The 22676-nt window shown below is 53.2% G+C and carries 19 protein-coding genes; 5 read left to right on the top strand and 14 right to left on the bottom strand.

Translation table 11 applies throughout. The features are described from left to right. The first annotated feature begins 18 nt into the window (after window positions 1–18). Window positions 19–762: a YggN family protein gene (locus NH461_RS10145; RefSeq protein WP_261600240.1), complete on the top strand. Its 744-nt coding sequence runs from the start codon at window positions 19–21 to the stop codon at window positions 760–762. 44 nt (window positions 763–806) lie between these two features. Further along, a complete protein-coding gene (locus NH461_RS10140; RefSeq protein WP_261600239.1) occupies window positions 807–962 on the top strand; it encodes a hypothetical protein in 156 nt (51 codons plus the stop codon). 77 nt (window positions 963–1039) lie between these two features. Here NH461_RS10140 and NH461_RS10135 read toward each other — a convergent pair whose 3' ends face one another. Next, a complete protein-coding gene (locus tag NH461_RS10135; RefSeq protein ID WP_261600238.1) occupies window positions 1040–3337 on the bottom strand; it encodes a YgiQ family radical SAM protein in 2298 nt (765 codons plus the stop codon). A gap of 894 nt (window positions 3338–4231) precedes the next feature. Here NH461_RS10135 and NH461_RS10130 point away from each other — a divergent pair. Next, window positions 4232–5500: an IS4 family transposase gene (locus NH461_RS10130; protein WP_261600237.1), complete on the top strand. Its 1269-nt coding sequence runs from the start codon at window positions 4232–4234 to the stop codon at window positions 5498–5500. Window positions 5501–5810: 310 nt separating this feature from the next. On the opposite strand, the gene NH461_RS10125 is transcribed toward NH461_RS10130, so the two are convergent. The 6 genes from NH461_RS10125 to NH461_RS10100 all read right to left on the bottom strand — a co-directional run bounded on the left by NH461_RS10125 (window position 5811) and on the right by NH461_RS10100 (window position 10690). Next, window positions 5811–6569 carry a hypothetical protein gene (locus tag NH461_RS10125; RefSeq protein ID WP_261600236.1) on the bottom strand — a complete coding sequence of 253 codons (759 nt, stop codon included), beginning with the start codon at window positions 6567–6569 and terminating at the stop codon, window positions 5811–5813. Window positions 6570–6664: 95 nt separating this feature from the next. Next, window positions 6665–7201, bottom strand: coding sequence for a hypothetical protein (locus NH461_RS10120; RefSeq protein WP_261600235.1), 537 nt, complete (start codon window positions 7199–7201; stop codon window positions 6665–6667). Beyond that, a complete protein-coding gene (locus NH461_RS10115; RefSeq protein ID WP_261600234.1) occupies window positions 7182–8213 on the bottom strand; it encodes an IS630 family transposase in 1032 nt (343 codons plus the stop codon). The genes NH461_RS10120 and NH461_RS10115 overlap by 20 nt, the downstream gene beginning before the upstream one ends. 90 nt (window positions 8214–8303) lie before the next feature. Continuing rightward, a complete protein-coding gene (locus tag NH461_RS10110) occupies window positions 8304–8522 on the bottom strand; it encodes a hypothetical protein (RefSeq protein WP_261600233.1) in 219 nt (72 codons plus the stop codon). Between the two features lie 352 nt (window positions 8523–8874). Next, a complete protein-coding gene (gene grxB, locus NH461_RS10105; RefSeq protein WP_261600232.1) occupies window positions 8875–9510 on the bottom strand; it encodes a glutaredoxin 2 in 636 nt (211 codons plus the stop codon). Window positions 9511–9544: 34 nt separating this feature from the next. Then, window positions 9545–10690 carry an alkene reductase gene (locus tag NH461_RS10100; RefSeq protein ID WP_261602880.1) on the bottom strand — a complete coding sequence of 382 codons (1146 nt, stop codon included), beginning with the start codon at window positions 10688–10690 and terminating at the stop codon, window positions 9545–9547. A 219-nt stretch (window positions 10691–10909) separates the two neighbouring features. Here NH461_RS10100 and NH461_RS10095 point away from each other — a divergent pair, with 219 nt between their 5' ends. Then, entirely contained in the window at window positions 10910–11836 is a 927-nt protein-coding gene (locus NH461_RS10095; RefSeq protein WP_261600231.1) for a LysR family transcriptional regulator, read from the top strand. 54 nt (window positions 11837–11890) lie between these two features. Here NH461_RS10095 and NH461_RS10090 read toward each other — a convergent pair whose 3' ends face one another. The 4 genes from NH461_RS10090 to NH461_RS10075 form a co-directional block, all read right to left on the bottom strand. Then, a complete protein-coding gene (locus tag NH461_RS10090) occupies window positions 11891–12403 on the bottom strand; it encodes a ClbS/DfsB family four-helix bundle protein (RefSeq protein WP_261600230.1) in 513 nt (170 codons plus the stop codon). A gap of 244 nt (window positions 12404–12647) precedes the next feature. Further along, window positions 12648–14198 carry a methyl-accepting chemotaxis protein gene (locus NH461_RS10085; RefSeq protein ID WP_261600229.1) on the bottom strand — a complete coding sequence of 517 codons (1551 nt, stop codon included), beginning with the start codon at window positions 14196–14198 and terminating at the stop codon, window positions 12648–12650. 282 nt (window positions 14199–14480) lie between these two features. Continuing rightward, complete coding sequence (dcuC, locus tag NH461_RS10080; protein ID WP_261600228.1) at window positions 14481–15833, bottom strand: anaerobic C4-dicarboxylate transporter DcuC; 1353 nt, start codon at window positions 15831–15833, stop codon at window positions 14481–14483. A 245-nt stretch (window positions 15834–16078) separates the two neighbouring features. Beyond that, window positions 16079–16951 carry a LysR family transcriptional regulator gene (locus NH461_RS10075; protein WP_261600227.1) on the bottom strand — a complete coding sequence of 291 codons (873 nt, stop codon included), beginning with the start codon at window positions 16949–16951 and terminating at the stop codon, window positions 16079–16081. Between the two features lie 102 nt (window positions 16952–17053). Here NH461_RS10075 and NH461_RS10070 point away from each other — a divergent pair, with 102 nt between their 5' ends. Beyond that, window positions 17054–18289 (top strand): MFS transporter, encoded by a 1236-nt coding sequence (locus NH461_RS10070; protein WP_261600226.1) that lies wholly within the window; start codon window positions 17054–17056, stop codon window positions 18287–18289. Between the two features lie 87 nt (window positions 18290–18376). On the opposite strand, the gene glpC is transcribed toward NH461_RS10070, so the two are convergent. From glpC to glpA, 3 genes are read right to left on the bottom strand one after another with little or no spacing between them, the layout of a single operon-like run. Beyond that, window positions 18377–19591: an anaerobic glycerol-3-phosphate dehydrogenase subunit GlpC gene (gene glpC / locus NH461_RS10065; protein WP_261600225.1), complete on the bottom strand. Its 1215-nt coding sequence runs from the start codon at window positions 19589–19591 to the stop codon at window positions 18377–18379. Next, window positions 19588–20931 (bottom strand): glycerol-3-phosphate dehydrogenase subunit GlpB, encoded by a 1344-nt coding sequence (gene glpB / locus NH461_RS10060; protein ID WP_261600224.1) that lies wholly within the window; start codon window positions 20929–20931, stop codon window positions 19588–19590. The genes glpC and glpB overlap by 4 nt, the downstream gene beginning before the upstream one ends. Further along, window positions 20928–22661, bottom strand: a complete 1734-nt coding sequence (gene glpA, locus NH461_RS10055; RefSeq protein WP_261600223.1) for an anaerobic glycerol-3-phosphate dehydrogenase subunit A — start codon at window positions 22659–22661, stop codon at window positions 20928–20930. The genes glpB and glpA overlap by 4 nt, the downstream gene beginning before the upstream one ends. Window positions 22662–22676: the final 15 nt, after the last annotated feature.

Below are 22676 nucleotides of genomic sequence, written 5' to 3'. Positions count from 1 at the left end.
AATCCATTGAAAAAGTCGATGATGAAAACAGCCCTGGCAGCGGCTATCCTGTTGAGTGCAAACGCTGCTTTTGCCAAAACCTGTCCGGTTGATGTCCAGCACGATATCCATATTGCGGATGATCAGGTGTCGGTCTATCAGGGCGGTCAGGCCAAAATGTGGATCGATGCGCAGAACCAGGTCTTTGTAGACGGCAAACAGTTAGAATTGAATACGGTTCAGCAGCAGGCGGTGGAAGCCTATAGTCAGGCAGTGAAGACTTACTTACCGCAAGTGGCTGATCTTGCAGACGATGGCGTCGGGATTGCGTCAGAGATTATGAATGAAGTGGCGTCCCGGTTTGATTCCGGCGAGTCTTTTGCTGGGGTAAAAACCCTGATTGCGGATTACAGCCAGAAGGCCCATGATAAATTTTACCCGGAAGGGGAGTTTGTTATGCCGGCCAACATTTTTGAAACGGCAGACACCGACTGGCGTCAGGAATTTGAGCAGGCGATGAAGCATGTGAGTGTGGAGTCGATGTCGAATCTGTTTTCTGCCCTGACCGAGAAAATGAAAAACGGTGAAATCAGCTTTTCTGAGCTCCAGCAGCAGTTTGGTGAAATGAAAGCGGCTATTGAAGCGAAAGTACGTGAACGTTCCGGTGAAGTGGCAGAGAAAGCCGGGGAAGTCTGTGATTCGATCAAAGGACTGGCCGAAGAAGAACAGCAGCTGCATCGGGTGGTTCCGGAACTGAAACCATACCAGATGTTTGAAATTTAACGGCCCGGACGGGCAGCTTCATTTGACGGCATAGGAGTGAACTCATGCTGAAATTCGCGGTGATCGGGGTTTTATTGTTGCTGGCTTATCTGGCGACGAAATACTTAGATGAGCGCCGTCAGAAAAAGCTGCTGATTGTCTTGGGTGTCGTGATTGCTGGTGCGGTGGCGTACCTGATGGCGATTGAGCTGATGCGCTGACTAGCCTGGGTCCATTCGGCATAAAACAAAGCCCGCTTCGTGCGGGCTTTGTGTTTTATCACGTTCTGGCGAAAGGTTTAGCGGGCCGCGGAACGGCTGCGGGCCGGTTTACCGTTCTGGCGCTGGCCGGCCGGTTTTCCCGGGCGGGCAGGGCGGTTGGATGGGCTTTGCGCTTTGCCGTTGCCTTTGGCTGTGTTGGCTTTTCCTTGCGTGCCACGGGATGAATTTCCGGGACGGCCATTTGACTTCCCTTGACCATCTTTACGGATATCCGGCTGGTTCGGGTGTTTGGTTGCAAAACGCTTGGCACCGTGGCGACTGGAGCCGCGGCGCTGAGCCGGAGTCAGTTCGGCATCGCTGCCGGCTTCCGGCACCAGACAGTGTGGCTTGTCACCAATCAGGTGCTTCTTGCCCATGCTGACCAGCGCTTCGCGGATCAGCGGCCAGTTGGCCGGATCATGATAGCGCAGCAAGGCTTTATGCAGTCGGCGCTGACGCTCGCCCTTGGCCACAAACAGATCTTCACGCTTTTTGTACTTCACGCGCTTCAGCGGGTTGGTCTCCGAGTGATACATCGCGGTAGCGTTACACATCGGTGACGGGTAGAAGTTCTGAACCTGATCACACTGGAAGTCGTTTTTCTTCAGCCACAGCGCCAGGTTCAGCATGTCGTCATCAGTTGAGCCCGGGTGCGCTGAGATAAAGTACGGGATCAGGTACTGCTTCTTACCGGCTTCAGCGCTGTATTTTTCAAACAGCTCTTTGAAGCGGTCATAAGTGCCCATGCCCGGCTTCATCATCAGATCCAGGGTGCCTTTCTCGGTATGCTCCGGCGCAATCTTCAGGTAACCGCCCACGTGGTGGGTCACCAGCTCACGGATATACTCCGGAGACTCAATTGCCAGGTCATAACGAACTCCGGACGCGATCTGGATCTTCTTGATGCCGTCGACGTTGCGCGCTTTACGGTACAGATCGATGGTGTGTTTGTGGTCGGTATCCAGCTTCTTACAGATCTCCGGGAAGATACAGGACGGACGGCGACAGTTCACTTCCGCTTTTGGATCCGAACAACCCAGACGGTACATGTTAGCGGTCGGGCCACCCAGATCTGAAATGGTCCCGGTGAAGCCTGGCACCTTGTCACGAATATCTTCCAGCTCGCTCAGGATCGACTCATGCGAGCGGTTCTGGATGATCCGGCCTTCGTGCTCGGTGATTGAACAGAACGAACAACCGCCGAAACAGCCACGCATAATATTGACACTGGTTTTGATCATGTCATACGCCGGGATCTTGGCTTTGCCGTACTTTGGATGCGGCACCCGGGCGTATGACAGGCCAAACACGAAGTCCATCTCTTCGGTGGTCAGCGGGATCGGCGGCTTGTTGACCCACAGTTCTCGATCACCGTGCTGCTGGATAAGGGCACGCGCAGAATACGGGTTCGCTTCCAGGTGCATGATCCGGCTGGCGTGGGCATACAGGATGCGGTCGTTACGCAGTTTTTCAAACGACGGCAGGCGAACCGCCGTGGTTTTCGAGTCGTGGCGCGAGGGCTGAATGGTGATTGGTTTGGCAGCCTCCTCAGCCTGTGCTTTTTTGGTGGTCGCACAGGTCTCCTCTGTCGCATACGGGTTTGGCATTGGCATCGCTTTACCCGGTTTTTCGATCCGACTGGAATCAATTTCCTTATAGCCTTCCGGGCGTTCTTTCAGGATTACCGCCGTACCGGCAATGTCAGTCATGGTGGTAATATCTTCACCACCGGCCAGGCGGTGGGCCACTTCCACCAGGGCACGCTCGGCGTTGCCGAACAGCAGAATATCGCCCTTGGCGTCAAACAGCACCGAGCGACGGACTTTATCCGACCAGTAGTCGTAATGGGCCAGGCGGCGCAGGCTGGCTTCAATCCCGCCCAGTACAATCGGGGTGTCTTTGTAGGCTTCGCGGCAGCGCTGCGAGTACACCAGCACGGCCCGATCCGGACGCTTGCCGCCTTCGTTATTCGGCGTATAGGCATCGTCGTGGCGCAGCTTACGGTCCGCAGTATAGCGGTTGATCATGGAGTCCATGTTGCCGGCGGTGATGCCGAAGAACAGGTTTGGCTGCCCCAGTTCCATGAAGGCGTCTTTATTATGCCACTCCGGCTGGGCAATGATCCCGACCCGAAACCCCTGGGCTTCCAGCACCCGGCCGATCACGGCCATGCCGAAGCTCGGATGGTCGACATAGGCATCGCCCGTCACAATAATGATGTCACAGCTGTCCCAGCCGAGGGCGTCCATTTCTGCACGCGTGGTCGGCAGGAACGGCGCTGTGCCGTAACATTCGGCCCAGTATTTTGGGTACTCGTTAATTTTGTTTGAAATCATTTGCTTACAGTTACTTCATTTATGTTAGGGGCATATTGGGGGCATTCTTGCCTTCTTGTAGGGGCAGCGGTGTCGCTGCGTTGGGTGTGCTCACTCACCCAAACACCCGGATATTGTCAATTGCTGTTGCATGTGAATGCCCCTGTTGATTGGCGTATGTCGGAAATTGCCCCTGCAGAGAACATCCGGCCAGCTTTCAGTATGGCGGGTTTGCCCCGGCTTTCTAGCCGGGACTGCCACAAGTCGCTGCTAGACCGCTGATGTTCAGGTCTGCCGGTACGACAGGCGCGATTTTCATCGCTTCGGTTGTTGGGATTTCCGCCAACCGAGCGCTCATCTCAAAAGGGGCATGAGTTTACCATGTTCAGGCGGGAAAACATCAATTTCTATGGTTGGGGGAGCGGTTTCGTTGCTGCTTGTCAACAAGACCTTAAACACTTTGTGGTTAAGGTCTCGCACCGAAGAAAGATAGAAATTCATCAAGATTTTTGTAGATAAAATCACCGATTATTGGTGACTTACCAGCGAGGCAATAGAGCTAACTCTCAATAAGCAATGGCATCGACGGTTATGCATTGTACTGAATATCCGAATTTCCAGTTTGTTCGATCGTCTATCGAGATATCCGCAATATAGTTTGTCCCCATATGTTGCTTCTTGGCTGCTTGGATTGCCTCGCCTCGCTGGTTGACGTTGCCGGGCCCACGGGAAACAAATACAGAACTCTCGTTTGACAGCTTTCCCCCCTCACTGGGCCGATTGCGTTGGAGCTTTTTACTGCGCCCTCATAGATAGGATCTTAAGCGCTAACTCTATATTTTAGATAGAAAAAAGGCTTCATTTATGATCAGATAGTCGTCGCCAAACAAACCCTCTAAATCAACCATGAAGCCGATGACGATTATCTCTCTGAAAGACCAGTTAGCGCAATTCTTTAATGCTGATTTTCTTGGCAGAACTGCTAAACGTTGCGGATTTATCCAGCGGAAAAGGGCTATTCAGCCACAATCGCTGGTACTGAGCCTACTCGCCGCACTGAGTAAGGGGAACTGTACCGCCATCGCTGACCTCCATCGCCAGTTCAATGGTATGTGCCTGAGTGAAAATGACAATGTGGCATACAAACCTTTCCATAACCAACTACGCAAAGATTCTTTTGCCGACTTCATGAAGGAGCTGGTCAAGTTCGCCATGATCCAGTTTGTCGAGAAGGCGTCCCACTCGCTACCGAAAAAGCTCGCACTGTTCGATGAAGTGTTGCTGCAGGATGGCAGCTCGTTTGCCGTACATCCAGACTTGGCCGGGGTATTTCCGAGCCGGTTTAGACAATCCAAAGCGGCGGTTGAATGCCATATGACCATGTCACTATCCAGCCAGTCTCCCACCGCAATGTCAGTCACGGCTGACACAGCCTCAGAGCGTGGTTTCCTGCCTGAGCCCCAGTCACTTAGTAACAAGCTTCTGTTGGCCGATGCCGGTTACGTAGATTTCGACTATTTCGAGGCGCTTACAGAACATGGAGGAGCGTTCGTGGTCCGGGGCGGAAAATCGCTCAACCCCCTCATCGTTGAGGCCCGCAATGGCAAAGGCCGACTTTTGCCGAAGTTGGCAGGCAGAAAGCTCAGAGATATCACCCGGAAGAACAATCGTTCCGAGGTGCTCGACTTGACCTGCCAACGTGGCAGATTCAAGTTTCGCCTGATAAGGCGGTGGTTCGCCGAGGAAAAGCGCTACTGTATATGGTTGACCAACCTACCGATATCAGAGTTCACGGCAGATGACGTGATGGCCGTGTATCGCTGTCGTTGGCAGGTCGAACTACTATTCAAGGAGTTGAAATCACATACCAACTGGAAGCGTTTTGGGACAGGGCAAAAAGCGATAGTTGAAGGCCTTATTTGGGCCAGCCTGCTAGCGCTGATAGTCAGGCGCAGTCTCGCGGTGCAAATACTGCCAACAGTCTCCCTTCTCAAGGCAGCCAAAAACGTGGATGTCTGGTTACTTCCGATTTTGGAGGCATTAATCCATCAAGCTTGGTCAGAAATAACGGTCCGCCTGAATTGGGCCATTCAATATATATCGAAGAACGCTGTTAAATCGAAGCAAAGAAAATCTAGGCAGGACAGTAGCTTGGATGGCATTTACAAGAAACTTAATGCTTAAGTTCCAGTCTATGACTGCGCCCTTATCAACGTAACTGATCGCCGCAAATGAACCATGTGGAGAAGTCGCACATCCCGTTAACAGGATGGACAGTACGATAGAAAGACTGCCTATTTTAGGAAAAAGCATAAAGGGACGACCTCAACTGTGGTGGCTGTTACTTCTCAGTCTAACGGATGGCATGGACTTCTTCTCATTCAATGACGCCGTCGCGTTTTGTGTTGCTGTTTTTTCCGGGGGGATTGTCCTGCGTCAGGAAGACGGTTGTCATCCTCAGTGCAGTGATTCCCGATGACGCCATAGTCGTTTGTTAGGCCATTTCTTGAGGCTTGGTAAATTCAGAAGCCCAAAGCTGCTGAGCCCAATCAAGTTGCCCTTTCCCTAACTCAGGACAAACCTCTAAAGCTTGCTGCAATTCGCCTAACTTGTGCTCAAGTTCAGGTTGGTTTACGTTATTTGTAATGATTTTACCCAGAGTCCAACTAAGCAAGATATGAATCAACGTGATTCTAGTAGCTTTATTTGAATCATAAGTATCAAAGCCGAACTTCATATTCAGAGTAATGCTGCCACAGTCTTCCAATGTTGCATTATCGATCACTTCAAGTTGCCACCCTTGCAATTCTCGAGAGTAGTGGGCATACGGTTGTATTGAAGAACAGAACTCTCCAAAATATTCCCCCCAACCTTGTGACCACAAGGATTTAGTATAAAGTTGCCAAACATTCTGACTTAATCTTTTTCTGATTGCTCCCGAACTTTTTGAACCTTGGACCCATGCCGTAACTAATTCTGACGAAAGGCTTCGATCTTTTAAGAAGCCGCATTCAATTAAAGTTAACGCTTCGACACTTTGCCGAGTTAAGCTTAACGCTATTGCATGTTTGCCCTCTCGATTTGCGTCTGCACTTGCCATTAAGCATTGAACGTAATGAAGAACTGAACATTGGACCGAGGTTTTACTGTCCAATGACAAGTCTGACAATTGATCTGCCAGCTGTATAGCTACACCAGATACCTCGCCAATTAACTGGCTACCAACTTCAAACCATTTAGGTGTATTACTCAAATTTTTCTCCTATGACCTAACGCCGTTGTAACCGGCAAAAATTGTTGGCTAAAATGTGAAGCGAAGTGTAGCAGCCAACAAGTTTTTGTCCGCGTTTACGACTTTGTTAGTTTTTCAATTTCGCCGATATAGCTTTTAAAGCCATCCTTTAACCCATTATGTAAAAACGCAAAGTAACAACCACAATTACCAGCCTTGATGACTTGCTCAGGACAACCGCAGCGTTGAAACGCTCGAAATGCTTCTTTACCTGGTACATTAATAAAGGTTTCTGCGTCATATGGAAAAAAGACTGCTATACGATACTCACTTTCATGTCTATATTTGATTGATTTTGTAAATACAGCAGCTTCTGAAGGCAAGTAATCTAAGCCTGCGTTTTTGTCATAATACTCGACATTTCTAGCCACAACCTTACCGCCAAGCCTCTTTTCAAACACAAATTTCAAGAATTCGATTAGATATTCAACATTGAATTCTATACACACGTCAGCATCAAATTTCTCGAATAATTCGGGGTCATTTTTCTTATTGCTGAAGCAGATACATAAGCAGTTTCGTACTGGCATTGTAACATTTACATTACCAGCTAAATAGCTGATCCTAATAGTGCTACATTTTGATAATCCCATGCCCGCCTCCTGGAAATGGTGATACGTTGTCCATGAAGAACTTCACCTGCCGAAGAAGTTGCCACATATAGCTACATTTGTGGTTCCGTGTGATGGTTTCATGCAGCGCATTCCACAGCCGCTCGATAACATTGACCCAAGGCGAATAAACAGGCTGAAACCGCAAAATGAACTTGGGATTTTGTTTTAGCCAGGCTTGTGTTTTTCGGCTCTTATGAATGATGTAGTTATCCAGGATAAGTGTGATCGTTTTTGCGCCACGATAGTGGCGCTTGAGTTTCTCTAACATCGCGATGAATAACTCTGAGTTTTTGCTACAGCTGCTGACATATAACACCTTGCCTGTTGCCGAATGAAGCGCTCCCGCAAGATAGTGTTTTTCATTTTTTCCCGGTGTCGGGACGCGTTTTTGCTGGCCTTTCATCACCCAATCAGCACCGATTTTAGGGTTTAAATTGATATCAACTTCATCCTCGTAAAAGACAGGATGTCTTGCAGAGCAATTGGCTAAGGCTTGATTGATTTTATCCATCTTTTCAGTGCGATGCGGATCTCTGATACAGAGTGTTGGCGCTGCTCGTCGCCAAACAATGCCAGCTTTAGGTAACCAGCGACGGACAGTTGAGGCGGCAACGGATGAACGAAACAATTTGTTCAATTCCAGTGTCAGCAGCTCGGTACTCCAGCGGCTTCGCTGATATCCTAAATCCTGTGGTGATAGCTGAATCAGAAGTACTAACATAGAAAGCATTTCATTCATGGGTAACAGCGGTGGACGGCCGGTATCCATTGATTTCAACCCGTCCATACCACACTCAGTAAACCAGTTAATCCAGCGTCCGATAGAGGAGCGAGCAGCACCAGTCAGGGCATGAACTTCAACGATAGACTTACCATCATGCAGGGCAAGAAGTGCAATTAATCGACGGGCAAAACCTTTATCTGCTGTTGATTGAATCGCTTTGTGCATTCTTCGACGTTCCGGACGTGGAATCGGTGCTATGATGGCCATTGCTCAGTCCTCTGCGTGGATATGATTTGGTGTGGTAACTGATCAGATCGCACAATTTGGACTGAGTTCCCTTCCCTGAAAGATCTACTATTAGGAACAGCTATTTAGATCATCGGGATTTACTTCTATTCCAGCAAAAGCAATTTTTATTGATTCGGGAGTAAACTCAAAGTGCTTAATCTCTTCGTCATCTTGCATATTTTCGTTTTCTAGGCGAGCATAATGCCTTATATCGCATAGCCGTATTTGACCACTTCCATCGACTAAGTCTTGTAGATATTTCCACTTTCCATATAGATATTTGTACACAGTTCCCTCCGAAAAACTAACAGCCAATGTGCAGCATGCCTGGTTTCACGCAGCTACTGCACGGGATATTTGTCGTACTGTAACCATAAAATATATTTACTTTCAATCCATTACATCACAATAGCACTATCATCTGTCTTGAAGTTATCCGTACAAAGTCAGCATTGTGATTGAGCGAGACCTCATCTGACCCGTGCGTCAGAAGAGTCGCCTTTGGTGGACTGATGGTGTGGAAAGCAAGCAAAACATGTCTCGTAAATCCCGGGTTACGGTTGGTGAATAGACTAACGCCAACAACCCCAATGCTGAATGGTTCAACATCGGGGCTGCTTTAGTTGGATACGAATTGAGTTCAGGCTACCAGTGGGACGCTACTCAGCTCCGCACTTTGCCTTAGCCAGCGGTGCAGGGCGGGTGGCCAGTTGATCGACGGCTCACAGGCATAGCCACGCAGGATGGAATAGAGGATCGCGTTGTCGAGCATCGCCTGGGGTTGCAGGCTGTCGCGTTCGGTGAGCAACACGGTGGCCTGTTCCAGCAGGGATTCCAGCTCGTTGACGATGGTGGTTGTCTGTGTCATCAGCGCCATAAAATTGAGCTCAGGGCTTTCTTTGCGGGCTTGCCAGCTGGCGCGACTTTGCGCGGTCGCGAACTCTTTCAGGGCGAGGTGATGCCAGCGCGGATAACCGATTTTTTGCAGCAAGGGAAATGCGCTGCGTTGCCATGCCAGCACGGCGGGGGATGGGGTCAGCTCCGCAGGTGCCGGTAGATGCAGTTTGATCAGCATGTCGATGATTTCCAGACTTTCGGTCATCAACCGGCCGTCGTCGAGCTGCAGGATCGGGACGATTTTTTTGCCCACCAATCGGGTGGGAGTGGCTTCATCATGATAAGCCAGGACTTCAATGTCCAGGGGGACGCCGAGGCGACCGGCGATGTATCGGACCCGGGCGCAAAACGGGCAGTGTTCATAGATATACAGTTTCATGGATGCTTCCTGATAATGGGTTTGATTGAATTGTTCAAGCGGTTGGCTGAGGCGTTTCGCTATAAACCGGGTAATCGCTGTAACCTTTTTCCGTGCCACCGAATAAGGTGGTTGGATCCAATTCCGCCAGCGGGTACAGGTGTTTCAGCCGGGAAACGAGATCCGGGTTGGCGACAAAGGGACGGCCGAAGGCCACCAGATCCGCCAGCCCCTGCGTCAGGATGTGTTCGGCGCGCTCGGTGTCATAGCGTCCGGCGACGATGATGGTATTGGTGAACACTGCCCGTAACGCCTGGCGGAAGCTCAGCGGAATGGTCGGCGCATCATCCCAGTCGGCTTCCGACAGGTGCAGGTAAGCTACGTTTCGGGCTTGCAAGTGGCGGGCACTTTCCAGAATCGTCGGTACAATGTCCGGGCAATCCATGTCCTTGAAGGTGACAAATGGCGCCAGGCGTACGCCGACTTTATCCGCGCCAACGGCGTCAATCACCGCATCAACTACTTCAAGCAAGAATCGGATCCGGTTTTCGCGGCTGCCGCCGTAGGCATCGTCACGCACGTTGGAATTGGTTCGCAGGAACTGGTCGATCAGATAGCCGTTGCCGCCGTGGATTTCCACCCCGTCAAACCCGGCAGCGATCGCCTGGTGTGCTGCCTGGGCAAAATCAGCGATCACATGTTCAATGTCGGCCTGGGTCATCGCCCGAGGCTCGATACAATCCACCATCTGCCCCACGCCATCTTCATTGGCAATCCAGACCTGGGTGTCGATCGGTTTGATCGCCGATGGGGCGATTGGCGCCTGGCCGTGCTGAAAGGTCGGGTGGGAGACGCGACCGACATGCCACAGTTGGTTGAAAATCCGCCCGCCCTGATCGTGGACCGCTTGCGTGACTTGTCGCCAGCCTTCAACCTGCGCCGGGGTATACACGCCAGGCGTGAATGAGTAGCCCTGGCTGTCGTCTGAAATCTGGGTTGCTTCCGTGATGATCAATCCGGCACTGGCACGCTGGGCATAGTAGTTCGCCATCATCGCATTGGGGATGTTTCCCGGCTGCGTGGTACGGGCGCGGGTCATCGGCGCCATCACCACTCTGTTGGCCAGAGGCAGTCCTTGCAGGCTCGTTGGGGCGAAAAGTGTCGGGGCACAGTGTTTAGTGGCAAAGCGTGCTGAGGTCATACGTGTTGGGGAAGTGCGCGTGGTCATGTGAGGTGCTCCAAAATGACTGCGTGCCGATGGCATGCAGCGATTGTTCATAAAATCTAAAGAGTAAGTCAGAACGAGATATCTCGATTCAGATTACTCCTGGGTTAAAGAAACAATAGCGAAAAAGCGCATCGGGATAATCTGGCCGAAATCGAATTAACTATTTAGAATATCCAAATAATCAAAGGGGGAATGATGGATAAACTGGCCAGCATGGCCCTGTTCGCAGCGATTGTTGAGCATAACGGCCTGGCTGCGGCGGCTAAGCATCTCAATACGTCCCCGGCATCGGTGTCGACCAAACTCAAGGCACTTGAACATCATTACGGTGTTAAATTGCTCAACCGGACCACCCGGACGGTGCATCTTACCGATGAGGGGGAGCAGTTTTATCAACTGAGCAAAACAACCTTGCAGCACATTGCTGAGATGGAAAATCAGATGATGAGTCAGCAGGATGTTCTGCGGGGGAACCTGCGTATCTCAGCACCGCGCGATCTGGGGAAAAATGTCGTTGCCCCCATGCTGGATCGGTTTCTGGTACGGCATCCGGCACTGGTGCCTCACCTGATCCTCAGTGACGATATTTTGCCGATCCATGACGGCCGCCTGGATGTGGTGTTTCGCTATGGTCACCTGGAAGATAGCCAACTGGTGTCGCGTCGTCTGCGGACCAGCCGCCGGGTGCTTTGTGCTTCGCCGGGATACCTTGAACGAAACGGTCGTCCGGCCGTGCCGGAAGATTTACACCAGCATCAGTGTCTGGGGTTGCTCCGGGCGGGTGAGCAGCTGACCCGCTGGACCTTCTTCGCCGGGAAAGATAAGCAACATCTGGCAATCCAACCAAGCCGATTATCCAACGATGGCGAGATGGTCAAACGCTGGGCAATCGACGGGCACGGGATCGTTCTGAAATCCTGGGTCGATGTAGAGCAAGATGTTCAATCCGGTCGGCTGGTGGTGCTTCTGGAAGATTATCTGCAAGATTTCGCGCCCGAAGTGTCAGAGGGAGCGGACTTGCACCTGGTCTATCCGACCCGGCAGCATGTCCCGGCGCGGACCCGGGCGTTTATTGATTTCACCCTGGACTATTTTCGGGCGGACACGTTCCGGTCCTGAAACCGGAGCATCCGGGATGCCATTTTCCCGTAGCGAAAGACGGAGATATCTTGGTCACACCCCATTGGCTTTCTTAAACCGCCGGACTTTGGTCCGCATGTTTTTCATGGGGGAGGATGTGTTGAACTGAATCATCCGGCCCAACGTCCATTGTTGGTACCACGGGGTTCCATAGAGGTCATGATTGCTGAGGCCCGCGATCAGCGCCAAAATCTCATGGACGGTGAGTTCAAGCTCGGTGAGCAGCGCGTCATAGGGCCAGTCGCTATACTGCTGATGAAAGTGCGTGGCGAGTAATCCCAGCTGATTCCATTGGTAACCGGTCTCCGGAAAATCCACCGGCTGCCCTTGTGCGACGAGGCGATGCCATTTCAGCACTAACTTTCCCCAGCCAATCAGGTAGGCCAGCGTATCACAGACGCTGATATGGGTGCCTTTGATATTGCCTTCGACGCCTCGCTCACGCGCCAGGTGAGCCGGAACAGACCGGTAATCGGCCATCAGCTTGGGAAAAATCGTCTGGATTGCCAGGGTTAAATCTGCTTTAGACTGCGGGACTGAGGACATCGTTTTCTCCGTTCACGTGCGCGATGGCGGGGCTGACTCGCTGCGCTTGGGTGCTTAGTCAGCATTAAGCCAAGGCGTGATGGGAATCACCATGTGTTGCATCATGAATCGCTGATGCCAGATCGCTGGAAGAGCGTTTGTGCGGGAGGCATCTCAGCTCGGGTGAAACGACTGTGAAAAACAGGGAGCCGGTGGCTCCCTGTCGATGACGGCGTGGCCGTCGGATTTAGGGGCGGCAGCGCGATTAGGACTCGCCGAAGGATTTTGCCAACCCTTCCAGCATCTGGACCTTTTGATTCATCAGGCGGGAGGAAGCTTCAATCTTCTCCACCTGGTTCAGATTCTCGCTGGAAGATGCTGAAATTTGGGTGATGTTTTGGCAGATATCTTTTGAGACCAGTCCTTGCTCTTCAGCCGCTGTGGCGATTTGTGCAGAAATACTGGCGATGTCGTCAATCATGCGAAACACATCGCGGATCCGTTGCGCTGTGGCTTCGGTGCTCTCGACGCACAGGTTGGTTTTCTCTGTGGTCTGCCCGGTTCGGGCTTGCCATTGGTTCAAGGCAACCTGAATTTCCCCAATGCTGACCTGCATTTTTTCGGTGGCACCATGGGTGCGTTGCGACAGTGCCCGGACTTCGTCGGCAACCACCGCAAAACCGCGTCCTTGCTCTCCGGCCCGTGCTGCTTCAATGGCTGCGTTGAGCGCCAGCAGGTTGGTTTGCTCGGCAATGCCCTGAATTTCAATCATCATGGTTTCAATTTGCGCGGAAATATTGGCCAGAGAGCGGGCGGTTTCAGCTGATGCTCGGGTTTCTTGTGCCAATTCATGAATTGTGGTCTGGGTCGCGTTGAGCGCGCGGGTGGTTTCCTGACACTGATTTTGCGCCGTTGTGACTTTATCAGCGGTGAGCTGGGTATTTTGTGCGATTTCACCCGAAACGGTCGTCAACTGGGTAATCGCGGAGGCTATGGTGTGGGTGTCCTGATCCTGCTGAGCAATGGAAGCTTTGGTGGAAGATGAGGCGTCCTGCATGGCGTTGGCGACATCTTTCAGGGCATGGCCGGTATCTTCGACCCGGCCGAGAACCGTGTGCATTTTGGCCCGATTCAGCTGGAGGTGAAAATCAGCAATGGACGCCTGGGCGTTGCCGCTATAGATGACTCGGGTCAGGCTGTCATACTGACTGGCCAGCCGGGCGCAGAATTTGGGGGTGATGAACAGCTCCTGACGATAGATCAGGCTAAGAAAACACAACGGGGCCAGGGCGCTGTAGGCACCAAGGCTATCCGGAAGCAAGTGGCCGAGAAAAATGGTCAGGACAGAGAGGAGCAAGGCCAGGGCAAGCTTCAGGTTGGCTGAAAGTGATAAAGTAGCCGGCTGTCTTTGTTGATTGAGCTGCTGATAAACCGAAGTGGCTTTTTGGATCAGGGCATCACTCGGCTTTCTGCGCACCGATTGATAGCCTGAAATGCGATTGTTTTCGTAGATCGGGGTGACATAGGCATCGACCCAGTAATAGCGGCCGTCCTTACAGCGGTTTTTGACCATCCCGCGCCAGGGCTGCTCGGCCTTCAGGTGTTGCCATAGATCGGTGAACGCCTGAGGCGGCATATCCGGATGGCGAATGATATTGTGGTGCTGGCCAACCAGCTCTTTAGCCGAGTAGCCGCTGACTTCGACAAACGACTCGTTGGCATAGGTGATCACACCTTGTAAATCGGTGGTGGTAACCAGTTGGTCGGCTTGGGCGAGTTTAATTTCGTGTTGGGTGATTTGACGTTGATTGTTCATTGAAATACCTTTGCCTCAATCGCAAGCTATTGACGCATAATCAATATAATTATTAATAGAATATGAATAGGTGCAATCAATTGTAACACGGTAATTCCCCAGGGGAATTACCGTGCGACTAAAGTCTTGATAGAATTCAATTGGATATGGGCGACTGGATGGCGTAATGATTGAAGCAGGTGAGTATATTCCGATAAATCAGCGGTATTAAATTGTGAAATGCAGAACAAGAAAGCCCACACGTGGTGGGCTTTGGTCGGACAGATAGAGTAAGGGGGGCGGTTATGCCGGAACCATCACCTGGGTGGCAAGGATGACCACGACCACGCCGACCAGCACCGGCACGGAGGTGCGTTTGACCACTTCAAACGGCGACAACTGAGCCATGCCGGAGCAGGCGACCACAACCCCGGAGACCGGCGAAACGGTGCGGCCCAGATTTGAGGCTTGCAGCATCGGGATCACCAGATACGCCGGGTTAATCCCCATTTTTGCTGCCAGGCTTGGGATCAGTTCAACAAAGGCATAGAAAGGGGCGTTACCGGAGCCGGTGGTAATGGCAGCAATGGTAGTGATCCCAACCAGCAGGATCATCAGGAATACGCCGCCGGTTCCGGCCATTTCAGCCAGGTGTAACAGGTTGTCGATGAAGCCGACGGATTTCAGGCCCTGGGCAAAGACCCCGGCGGCGATCAGCAGCATCACGACGCCGGAGAAGGCCTCGGCCATGCCGTGATATGCCGCATCCAGTCCGTCAAAGACAGCATTGGCACGGCGATGGCGAACGAGTTCAATCAAGGCTGCCAGGAACATGCAGATCACCAGAATCGTGACAATATGCAGCTCGGGCAGCAGTGTACCGTTAAACAGCAGTACCCCAATGATCGGTGTGAACGGCAGAATGCAGAAGAATTTCGGCGCGTCGACGGTGATTTCTTTGACTTCCAGGGTTTCGTGGCTGATGCCTTCTTTCCGATCCAGGTGACGTTGCCAGAAGTAATGTGCCAGCGCCATGGCGATAATCGCGACGATGGAAATCGGTAGGGTGGTCTTGAACGCAAAATCAATCAGTTCCATGCCGGAAGACTCGGCAGCAATCACCACATCCCCGGAAGTCGGAGACAGGATAATGGCAGCCGGCGAGGCACAAATCGCCGCGGCCGCACCGCGGCTGATCCCCATGTTCACCATCAGCGGGAACAGGGTTGCCATCAGCAACACCCCCAGACCGGTTGCCGAGGAGACCGCCAGCGACATCAGGCAGGCGACAAAGTAAGCCGCGACCATCAGGACATAAGGGGATTTGATGAATCTCAGTGGCTTGGATGCCATTTTTACGACCATGTCGTTGGCGCCGATCTTGGTCATATAGGCGGCAAAACCACACAACACCATGATCATCATGCCCAGGCCACCGGCACGGTACATCAGCAAATATTTAATATATTCAAATACATCTGTGACCGCATTGCCGGTGGATGCGACATCCGCCGGCAGCACGGCCTTGTTCATTGCGGCACTGATGGCGAGCAGCAGAATACCACCGGTTAACAGCACGCCAGTGGCCGTATAACCTTTGAATATATACCGGCCGACAATCCCGGCGACGATGAGGCCAATGATGAGTTCCAGCATGAATAATCCCCTTATCAACGTCATACAGTTGGTGAGTTATTGTGCGTTTTCATAAATGCTTTAATACGCACTTTATATGGGGAATTTACCCGCTTTTAGCCTGGCACTCGATATATAACTGAATCTATCATGATCTAAAACAGTATTTTTGTTGTCCTTTGTTCGTCTGTAAACCAGGTGAAAACAGCATGGGAAAATACTGTTTGATGCCTGTAAAGCATTAGCTGTGGCACATGCCGGCCCGTTTAGTGACCATGCTGCTTGACGTACTCCATAAACGCCCGATCGGCCACGGAGAGGTAACCGTTTTTACGCCAGGCTATCGAAATATCCAGGTAAACCGGTTCGGCAAAGGGAATGGGCACCAGCCCAGATTCATGCTGGGTGACCATTTCCAGCAGGGCGGTGATCGCGAAATCGTTGCGCACGATTTTCAGGATCATCGGCAGCAGATTCGTTTCAAATGCGATTTTCGGGCGCAGTTGATACTGGTGGCAGACTTCGTCGATAAACTCACGGTGAAAATAGCCGGTTTTGAACATCACCAGCTCTTGCTGAAAGAAAGCGTCGAACGGAATCGTTTTGCGCTTGGCGAAGGGGTGCTCCGGGCTGACGACGGCAACCATTTGCGACCGCAGCAGGTGCTCGGTTTCCAGGCTGTCGGGCACCTCGGCATTCTGGATAATGCCGAGGTCGAGCTCACCGCTGATGAGCATGCGCCGGATGGATTGGGTGCCGGCCTCGACAATGGTCAGTTTCAGGTTCGGATAGCGGCTCTTAAAGCCCATCAGGATTTCGGGAAAATAGTAGGAACCCAGCATACTGGGCAAGCCGAGACGCACTTCGCCTTTCTCCAGACCTTTGAGTTCAGCCATCGCAACGTTGGCATCGTTGACCTGTTGCAGGATCAACCGGGCATGTTCAAGCAGCACTTCGCCTTCATGGGTCAGGGCAACCTTGCGCTCGTTGCGCTGAACCAAGGTCAGATCCAATTGGGACTCGAGCTTCTTGATCGCGATGCTCAGTGCCGGTTGCGCAATGTGCAGTTGTTCAGCCGCGCGGGTAAAGTTTTTGGTTTCAGCGAGGGTGACGAAGTAGGTCAGTTGGCGAATATCCATCCACTATAAACTCTGTTTATCATCTCTATATTTTTAATATATTTTCATTATTGCTGGCGGATTGCTACTGTTTTCACAGTCACTTTAACCAGGCTGCATCGGATGATCGATTTAAAAACTCCCGCGTACCGACGCGCCAGTTTCGCACTGGCCCTCGGCTCTTTCCTGATTTTCTGTAACTTGTATCTGTTCCAGCCGATGCTGCCGCTGATGGCAGAAACATTCTCGGCCACGGCCACGGAAGTCAACTGGTTACTTGCCGCCAGCACCCTGGCGCTGGCGTTGATGCTGGTGCCATGGGCCGTAGGCTCGGAAGTGATCGGCCGACGCCAGGTAATGCTGATTAGCCTGTTCCTGCTGCCGGTGGTCGGGTTGTTAATGCTGGCCGCGGAGGATCTGGTGTGGTTGAGTATCGGCCGGGCGCTGATGGGCGCTTCGCTGGCCGGATTTGCGGCGGTCGCCGTGGCTTATATGGCCGAAGAGTTCACGCCGCGTGCCTTGGTGGTGGCTGTCGGCGGCTATATTAGTGCCAACTCGCTCGGCGGCATTGTCGGACGGCTGGCCGGTGGATTTGTTGCCGATCACTGGGGCTGGCAAACGGCGGTGATCGGGATGGCCGGGTTCAGTTTGCTGGTGGCGGTGATCGTGTGGCGCTTGCTACCGCCTCAGCAGCATTTTGTCGCCAGTAAAGGGCAGCTGGGTATGCATACCCGAAGCGTGTTCCAGCATTTTCGCCAGCCCGTGTTGCGTTATGCGATGCTGATTGGCGGGGTGAACTTTGCTTTATTTGTGAATTTGTACACCGTGATGGGCTTCCGGCTGGTCGCGGCGCCTTACCTGATCCCGGTGAGCCTGGCGTCGATGATCTTCCTTTGCTATCTGGGCGGCAGTGTGACGGCGAAACTGAGCGGCCGGTGGACGCTGTCTTATCATCCGGTAACCGGCATGCTACTGGGCACGACGATTAGTATGGCCGGCATGTGGGTGGCTGCGTGGGAATCGATCCCGGCGATGCTGATTGGCCTGATGCTGATCAGCTCCGGGGCCTTCTTCACTCATTCGCTAGCATATGCCTGGGTCAGCCAGAAAGCGACACAAGCGAAGGCCACCGCCACGGCGCTGTATCTGGTGCATTACTATGCCGGGGGGAGCCTGGGCGGCTTCTTTCTGGTGGCGTGCTGGGAATACTGGGGCTGGTCCGGGGTCCTGGCGGGCGGCAGTGTGCTCTATGTGGTGCTCTATCTGCTGGCGTTCCGGTTGATTGGGGTGAGTCAGCATGTCGCGCCCATCGGGGAAGAGAACGTTCATCCGGCGCAGGGCAATTCGCACTCTGCGTGACAGTGCTGTGCTCCGGGCATGGTTACAAACATCAAAACGAACACAAACGCCGCAGCCGGGCTGCGGCGTTTGTGTCGGTAGGGTCGATTAATCGGCTAGGGCCATGGCGAGCAAAGAGACCGGATGCAGCGCTTCTAAGCCGGTGTTCTCTTCAATTTGCCACTTGCAGGTTTCACAATCGGTGACGGCAAAATCGGCACGTTCCCGTTGGATTTGACTAAACAGCGGATGACCAATCGCCATGGAGGTGTCATAGTTTTCGACTTTATAGCCGTAAGTGCCGGCAAGGCCGCAGCACTGGCTGTCGAGTACGACCAGATCCAATCCCGGAATTTGCTTTAACAGCTCAATGGTGTAAAGACTACCACCGCTTTTCTCCAGGTGACACGGGGTGTGGTAGACCACCTTTTTGTTGATCGGTTTGAGCTTCGGCAGGTTGCCGTTCATGCATTCTTTAAGCAAAAAACGGGTGACAAATTCGATGTGGCTGGCCACCTGACTGTTATCCACTTTCAGAACATGCGGATATTCCTCTTTCAAGGTCAGGGCACAGGTCGATGACGTTGAAATGATTGGCGCATCATATTTGTCGACGGCCGCTTTGAAGCTGTTGACGTTCAGCCGGGCGTTTTTCCGCGCTTTGTCGAAAAAGCCGTTGGCAATCAGGGGGACGCCGCAGCATTTTTCTTTGTCGAGCAACTGGACGCCGATACTCATGGCGTTCATCACCTTCACTAGATCTTTGCCCAATTGTGGGTAGTTGTAATTGACATAGCAGCCGTGGAAATAATGCACCTGACGGGGATAGAGCGCCTGGCTGGTGCAGTTTTGTTTGTACCAGCGACGGAATGTGCCATGGGCATATTTCGGCAGGGTTTTACGCTGATCAACGCCGATGGTGTGGTGCATGGCTTGTTTCACCGGCTGCAGCCCGGTCATGGTGTTGATGAACGGCGCAAATGGTGTCGCCGCAGAGCCCATCAGATCGGTGTGGCTCAGCACGAAATCCCGGATGGTTTTAATGCTCAGCGGCTTCTTGGCGTGCTCATCGCGGGCAACGGCGATCAGATCGCCGATTTTCACTCCGGACGGGCAGGCAGTTTCGCATCGCTTGCAGTTGGTACACAACTTGAGGGCTTCGTCGTAAAATTCCGGGCTTTTGATCCGCAGCCGCTCGCCGTCCGGTCCGCACTGTTTCGGACCCGGATATTGCGGGTTGGCTTTAGCCACCGGGCAATACACGGTACACACGGTGCATTTGATGCATTGATCAAAACTGGTGTCTTTGCGCGGCAGGCTCATAGGTAAACCCTCTTTGTTTGTTCGTTTGTTTCGTTGTCTGTGTTTGGAACGGTTCGGATAGCAGCGATCATTTGTTCAGCGGCGAAATAGCCGGTACTGATCGCGACGCCACTGCCACAGCCTTCAGTGACCGGATCATAGTGGGCAAGCAGGGCGCCGGCACAGTAAAGATTGCCGATGGTCTGACCGTGGATTGCCGGCTGCAGGTGCTGGTTACACGCAACGCCCATCTTCAGGTACGGATGGCTACCGGGGCCAAAGAATTCCCGTTGATACCAATGGCTGCGATCCGGGATATCGGCCATATCCAGGTTAAAAACCGGCTCTTGGATCTGATTGCGATCCGCATGGAGCCCCCGGCTGAAAAAGCTGCCGCTGGCGATCAGGAATTGGTTGGCAACCAGCGGCATATCCTGATGATGCTTAGTGTAGATCCGCTGCAGGCGGCCGTCTTTAAACTCGCCTCCGGTGACTTCATCACCTTTGAGCAGGAGTCCGCCCAAAGCCTGGAAGTGTGTTTTCATCGCTTCTTCCAGGCGGATCCCTAAGAGGGATGGCGGCATGGTCGGCAGCTCGCATATCCGGTAGCCGGTCAGGCCTTCCAGCAGTTTGAGGGTGGCGGCACCGTCGCCGTTGCCGAAAATAGCCGGTAGCACAACCAGATCGGCCTGGCCGACTTGCTGGATCAGGGCTTTGGCAAATTCATGCAGCTTGGCGGTGTCCCGCAGGACCCGGGAGATATCAATCGAGCGAAATTCGCATGGGTTACGCAGCATGGTGTCAAACCCTGGCAGGGTGATGGCGTCGGTATGGATCTCAACGCCATCGAACGCTGGCAGGCGACGGAGGTTATCGGCTGCCAATTGCGGCTGAAAATCCCGGAATCCTTCGAGGGTGACCAAAGCAATCCGGCCCAGCCCTTGTGCCGGGGCGGTCAGCGGATATGGATGTACCGTTTGCTGCGACAGCCAGGTCGGACGGAAGGTACCCATCGGCGTGAGCCGCAGGTGGTTGGTCATATCCGGCTGCGCTTGTAACTGAACCCCGCAGGTGGCCATCATGGCCCGATACCACTGGATCGCTTCAAAGACGGTGTCTTTGCCCAGTAGGCTGTAGGGGTGGTCCGGACTTTGCTGATGCAAAGCGTCGAAGGCCGCGAACGGCTGGGAGACACGGGTGCCGTCCGGCAACTGACTGAGCAGATCGATAGAGCCGGAAGAGAAGTGCAGTGCACTTTGCCCGGCGGCAATCACCGCCGTTTTTAATCCCGCTTCGGCGCAGCGAATGGCACAACTGAGGCCAGCGACACCGCCGCCGATAATGATGCTGTCAAATTTCATGGCGCTATCTCCTCGGTTGAGTGCGGGCGGGGACGATTGGCGTTATTGCTGCCGGTATTGCTGTGATTGATACCGTCGTGGTTCGGCGCCACTTCACCACAAGTACCGGTTACGGGGGAGTGCTCCGGCAAGTCGCTGAGGCCGAACAGCCCCTCATAGATCCAGTAGGTAAATTCGCTTTCGCGCAGGGCATCGCCCCAGAACACCGGTTTGATCCCTTTCCAGCGCTCTTCCAGAAACTCATGCAACAGGTGGCTGGCCTGGTTGCCTGAATTTGAACCGAATTCGGTAAACAGCCCGGCAGCGCGATAAGCGCAGAGTTCACCCTGGCAAGGGCCCATGCCGACGCGGGTCCGGCGGCGCAGATCAACAAGATTGTGAACATCCAGTGATTTGATGGCGTACTCGACTTCGCCGCAGGTCACCATTTCGCATTCGCAGATCACCGCCTGGCGCTGTTTGTCATTTTTCAGGAACTGTTGCGCCCGTTCGCCGTGGCGATAAATGGCTGACTGATACACCGGCTTGGCCAGACTAGCCGTCGTTTTTGGCTTGGCCGCCGGTTGTTCCGAACCGGGCAGGGGTTGCAGATGGGTGGTGCAGGGCTGGGTGTTGCCGAGCTTTTTCGCCACCATATCGGTGGCCCATTCCGCCATCATCCGGTAGGTCATTAGCTTGCCGCCGGTGATGGTGATCAGGCCATTCATGCCGTCACGTTCGGCATGATCGAGCAGCACGATGCCCCGGCTGATATTACGCCCGCTGCTGTCGCCATCGACCGCGACCAGCGGCCGGACCCCGGCATAGGCCCGTAGCACCCGGGCATTGGCCATGATCGGCGCGAGTTTGGTGCCTTCTTCCAGCAGAATATCGATTTCTTCGGGCGTGACCTGAAGATTGTCGATGTCGGCGTAATCAATGCGCTCGGATGTAGTGCCGATCAACGAGATGGTATCGCCCGGCACCAGAATATCGGCATCGGACGGTTTCCGGCAGCGGTTGATCACCCGGTTGTTGATCCGGTAGTCGAGGATCAGCAGCGATCCTTTGGCCGGGAACATCTTGAGCGACAAATCGCCGTATTCGCAGATCTGTTGTCCCCAGATCCCGGCGGCGTTGATCACCTGCTTAGCGTAGATCGCGATATGCTCGCCGGTACGCAGGTTAAGGCAATTGACCCCTTTGACGGTATCGCCGTCGCGGATCAGGCCGGTGACCTGAGTGTGGTTCATCAGGCGTGCCCCGTGCTCGGTGGCATCGAGCATATTGGCGGCAGCCAGTCGAAATGGGTCCAGCGTGCCGTCCGGCACTTTGACCGCACCAATCAGCGCCGGATTACAATTGGGTTCCAGTGCCAGCGCCTGTTGCGGATCGAGCTGTTCAACATCGATGTCCGCTTGTCGGCAGGCTATGATGAACTGCGCCTGGAAATCCAGGTCGTCTTCCGGCAATGAAATGAACAGCCCCTGAGTGTCTTCGACACAGTGGCGGGCGATTTTTTTCAGGATCCGGTTTTCCTGAATGCACTCGCGGGCCGACTCCTGATCGGTGACCGCATAGCGAGCACCGGAGTGAAGCAGGCCGTGGTTGCGTCCGGTGGTGCCGGACGCCAGGTCATCTCGTTCAATGAGGATGCAGCGGATCCCACGTAGGGCACAATCGCGCATGATCCCCGTTCCGGTGGCACCGCCGCCGATAATTACAACTTCCGTTTCAAACCAACGTGTCATGTTCGTATTCGCTTA

The organism is Photobacterium sp. TY1-4 (assembly GCF_025398175.1).
In the GTDB taxonomy this organism is placed as follows: domain Bacteria; phylum Pseudomonadota; class Gammaproteobacteria; order Enterobacterales; family Vibrionaceae; genus Photobacterium.
The sequence above is the reverse complement of the archived record's forward strand: the minus strand, read 5'-3'. Positions and strand labels throughout refer to the sequence as shown.